This window comes from Bradyrhizobium sp. AUGA SZCCT0283 (genome assembly GCF_018130385.1).
Classification (GTDB): Bacteria; Pseudomonadota; Alphaproteobacteria; order Rhizobiales; family Xanthobacteraceae; genus Bradyrhizobium.
The window spans coordinates 1-4322 of record NZ_JAFCLU010000086.1 but is presented as its reverse complement, the minus strand read 5'-3'; the positions used below and the strand labels follow the sequence as shown (position 1 = coordinate 4322).

5 protein-coding genes and 1 pseudogene are annotated in these 4322 nt (G+C 58.4%); 4 read left to right on the top strand and 2 right to left on the bottom strand.

All coding sequences use genetic code 11. The features are described from left to right. Positions 1-252 (top strand): hypothetical protein (locus tag JQ624_RS38060; protein ID WP_212423988.1); only part of this gene is annotated, 252 nt, incomplete at its 5' end. Between the two features lie 192 nt (positions 253-444). Here JQ624_RS38060 and JQ624_RS38055 read toward each other — a convergent pair. Continuing rightward, positions 445-2001 carry a winged helix-turn-helix domain-containing tetratricopeptide repeat protein gene (locus tag JQ624_RS38055; protein WP_212423987.1) on the bottom strand — a complete coding sequence of 519 codons (1557 nt, stop codon included), beginning with the start codon at positions 1999-2001 and terminating at the stop codon, positions 445-447. A 157-nt stretch (positions 2002-2158) separates the two neighbouring features. On the opposite strand from JQ624_RS38055, the gene JQ624_RS38050 reads away from it, so the two are divergent. From JQ624_RS38050 to JQ624_RS39205, 3 genes are all read left to right on the top strand, one after another. Further along, entirely contained in the window at positions 2159-3139 is a 981-nt protein-coding gene (locus tag JQ624_RS38050; RefSeq protein WP_212423986.1) for a tripartite tricarboxylate transporter substrate binding protein, read from the top strand. 122 nt (positions 3140-3261) lie between these two features. Then, positions 3262-3648, top strand: a complete 387-nt coding sequence (locus JQ624_RS39210; RefSeq protein WP_249130420.1) for a hypothetical protein — start codon at positions 3262-3264, stop codon at positions 3646-3648. 58 nt (positions 3649-3706) lie between these two features. After that, the gene (locus tag JQ624_RS39205; protein ID WP_249130419.1) at positions 3707-4054 is read left to right on the top strand and encodes a methyltransferase; all 348 of its coding nucleotides are present in this window, start codon (positions 3707-3709) and stop codon (positions 4052-4054) included. Positions 4055-4175: 121 nt separating this feature from the next. On the opposite strand, the pseudogene JQ624_RS39200 reads toward JQ624_RS39205, so the two are convergent. Then, positions 4176-4322 (bottom strand): annotated as a pseudogene (locus tag JQ624_RS39200) (IS5/IS1182 family transposase); the annotation flags it as partial.

Below are 4322 nucleotides of genomic sequence, written 5' to 3'. Positions count from 1 at the left end.
AGACCGTCGTGTCGACGCGGATCGTCCCTGGTTGCGTGCAGTTTTTGGGGGTGGAAAAACGTATTCACACAGCCTGGGTCATTTTCGGAAGTAACCTCGATCAACCGCGAGGTCCGTCAGATTGTGTTGCAAAACTCGAAAGTTGCAGCGTTCAAAATTTTTGGCGAAAACCTGAAGCGCAAAGAGGTCGATGATTCGCACAGCTTCAGTCGCGCTACCGAAGTCGCCCATGAATTTGGCGCAAGGCGATGAGGTCCCTCGGATCATTACACGAAGAACGTGCCAGCGGCCCTCAGAATTTTTGACACTTCTCGCAAACGACTTTTGCAACACAATCCCTCAATGAACTGACATCGTCAGCTTCATCGCTTTGGTCCGAAAAGTCACACGAGCGGTCATTCGTGAACATTTTTGGCCTGCCTCGAATAGAATGTCTCCGCCAATTCACCCTTCCGGTAGCCCCGCCTTGCGCATGCCCTCGGCAATCCGTGCGCGCTGGGCGAGACAGATCGGAACGTCCGTTGGCGCACTGGTATTGAAGTGCGAGAGCGTGAAATCGGGATCGATGGCGAGGCCAGTCTGTACCGAAGCCCGCGCTTCCTCGATCCGCCCGAGATGAGCCAACGCCGCGGCAAGGTAGAAGTGAACGAACGCGGCGACATTCGGATTGGTCTCGATGGCCCGCCTGAGCCAGTAGACGGCAGCTTCATCGGCCGCAAGATACGACTGCGCGACACCCGCAGTATTCATCCAGCTGTATGCTCTGTTGTCACGGGGAGACAGCCGAAATGCCTCCATGACATGGGCTTCGGTTTCCTCGGCGCGACCGAGATAACATTTGCCAAGGCCAATCCACATGTAAGCGGAGGCCAGATTTCGGTCCAGCTCCAGTGCGCGCTCGCATTCGGTAATGCCCTGGGCGGCACGTTTGGTAAAAATCTGGACGACGCCAAGGAGGCAATGCGCCATCGCATGATTTGGCGTGTGCGCAAGTACTTTGGTCAAGGACGTTTCGGCCGCCTTAAGGCGTGCGGTCCGGTCGCCACTCAGCATGGAAGTCCCCCGCATGGCATCGACGAATGCAGTGCCAACCATTGCTTCAACGTTGCCAGGGTCCAGGCAGAGGGCTTGCTCGAAAAACTCACGCGCTTGCGACAAGTCTGCGAATCCCCGGTTCGCGCTCGCCATGCCCCGGAAATACAGGTCCATCGAATCGGGATGTGGCGCGCGCGCCGCACGCCGCGCCTCGGCCGTGACCAGTTCCGTTCCCAGTTGATTGGCAAGACGCGCGCCAATCTCATCCTGCATGTCGAACAGGTCGGCGATCGGCTTGTCGAATCGTTCGGCCCACATATGATTGCTGGTCTCGGCCTCGATAAGCTGGACGTTGATGCGCATGCGGTTTCCACCCCGCTGCACGGAACCCTCAAGGACGTAGCGGACACCGAGGTCCCGACCGATTTGCTTCAAATCGACATGCTTTCCCTTGTAGGTGAAAGCAGTATTGCGACCGATTACGAAGATGCCGACCATACGCGACAAATCCGTGGTCAGGCTCTCGGTAACTCCATCGACGAAATATTCCTGCTCGGGATCAGAACTAAGGTTGGTGAACGGCAGAACGACGAGCGAGGGTCTATTGTGGACGGCAAAGCTCAGTTTCGAGGAACTGCTCGCGCATGCCGGCCCCGCGGTTTCCTGTACCGTGCCGACGAAGCGGAAACCCTTGCGCGGAAACGTTTTGATGAGACACTGCTCATCTCCGGAATCACCGATCGCCTTTCGCGCGGCATTCAGCCGGGTAGTCAGCGCTGCATCCGAGATAATGCGGCCGTCCCAAACGGCTGTAATCAGGTCGTCCTTGCCGACGACGCGTTCGCGGTTGCTGATCAGGTAGTTGAGCAGGTCGAACACCTTCGGCGCAATGGCGATCACGTTCGGACCACGCCGCAGCTCGCGGCGGTCGATATCGAGTGCATAATTTTCAAACAGATAGCGCAAGCCAATTCCCCGGGGCGGCGGTTCGTCGAAGGTCCTGCGACACCGCCCTAAATGCCAAGAATATGCCGACGGTTAGGGAAAAGTAAGCTGAAGATTAAGCGCGTCTGATCCCTGCCGTGGTACATCCAAGGTAGAATGCGGAACCGGGAGGCACCTGATGATCACACGCCGTGATTTGTTGAGTGTGTCAGCGGCCTGTGGTGCCATCGCCGCGGCGAATCTCGTGCCGCGGGCCATTGCACAGCCCCTCGCAAAGACCGTCCATATCCTGACGGGCACTACGCCTGGCCTGCTGGACGCCTTGGCGAGGCTCATTGCCGGCCAGATGAAAGATTATGCGGCGACGATTGTGGTCGAGCCCCGGCCAGGTGCGGCCGGTCGTATCGCAGTGGAGGCGGTGAAGACTGCCGACGCCGACGGATCGGTCATGCTGCTCGCGCCGCTTGGATTCATGACGTTCTTTCCGCACGTCTACAAGACGCTCAGATATCAGCCGCGGGATTTCACCCCGGTGTCGACAGTGGCCTCAACCCCATCATTGCTGACCGTAGGTCCAAAGGTGCCGGCTGAAGTAAGAACCCTTGCCAATTTCGTCGCGTGGTGCCGCGCAAACCCAAAGCAAGCCACCTACGGGACGCCAGGTGCTGGAACGACGCTGCATTTCCTTGGTGCGATGCTGGGGCGCACTGCAGGTTTCGAGTTTCTTCACGTACCTTATCAAGGCAGAGGCGCGATTGAGGATCTTCTCAAAGGCGAGATTGCATCCGCCCTCATGCCAATCGCCAGTTCCCTGGGTCTGGTCCAATCCGGCGATCTTCGCGCGCTGGCATCTACCGGACCGCACCGGAGTTCGTTCCTGCCCGGCGTCCCCACGATGGCGGAAACTGGCTACCCATCCCTCAAGGACCTCACATGGTATGGATTTTTCGTTCCTGCGAAGACACCGGCAAATATCGTCGAAAAGCTCAACAGCGCTATCCAAACGTCACTGCGCACCGATGAGGTAGTATCCGGCCTTGCAAAGCTGGCGGTCGAGTTCAACGCAATCTCGATGGCGGACTTTGCCCGGCTGATCGCGTCGGAATCCGAACGGTGGAAAGCGATCGTGCAAGCAACGGGGTTTACCCCGATGGATTGAAATTTGCGGCGCGCTAATGCGAGCGACTGCCGCACGTTGGGAACTTCCCGATCGGAGGAAGATTTGAGCAGGCCAGAATCCGTGTTCTTGTGCAATCCCATCGCATTACCGCGGCGATCTATGTGGCGGCCAAGCTCGATCTCGCCGAGGCTTTCGGGACCGATGCCAAGTCGGCAGCCGAACCCGCCAGTGTGGTGTCCGCTGATGAAAGCGCGCTGCGCGGGCTGCTCGTTGCCCCCACAACCCCTGGTCTCTGCAACCGAGCCGATCGGGACAAATTTGCCATGGCCGATCTCGGCCGGCAGCTTGACCGCAATGCCGATCCATCCTTCAAGTACTGGGTTCTCTTTGAAGGCGAACTTCTTGTGCAATCCTGGAGTGGCCTTGTCGATTCGGTTCGCACGGGCAGACCGCGATCCAGATCCGGGGAGACGGAGATTATCGCTACGCCGCGATGCGCAATTCGCCGGAAGTCGTTGGCCGGTTCAACGCCGCGATGGCTAATCTGACACGGAGCCTCGTTCCCGGAATGTCGAGGCATATGATTTCTCGGGCGCGACGGTCGTCATGGATATGGGTGGAGGCTCGGGCGCACTGATCGGCGGCCTGCTGCACCACAATCCGGGCCTTAAGGGAATGGCCTTCGATCTTGCGCGCTGCGAAGACGGAGCGCGAGAACATTTCAATCGACTGGTGATTGCCGACTGCTACCGGTTCGTCGCGGGCGACTTCTTGGAAGCTCCCGGAGCCGCCGTCGCTCGAGGTTATTCAGCTGTAGGGCTAGGGTTCGACATCCTCATGCTAAAGAGCGCCGCGATTGCTGCGATAGGTTGGCTGGACGGCGACAGCATGGGCTCCAATCGCATCCGTCGTGCGAAACAGCGCAAAAGACGTCGAGTTGTGGCCGGGAAATAGTATTCAAACTTACTTTGCGATTGCTGCCAGACCGATACGCCACATGTCCGGTTTGGGTCTTGGTCGTGTAAAAACGGCTCGAGAGGGACGTCAGTGCTGGGAGCAAAAACCCGAGTGGGTTTTAGGCCGCGATCGCGGCGATCAGCGGCTTGATCCCGACGATGTTCATGACCCGTGTCAGATTATAGGCCAGGACCGAGAGTGCCATTTCAGCGGCTACTTTTGGAAGCGTTTTGGTCAGGAAGTGCGTCGCCCCCATGCGGGCCTT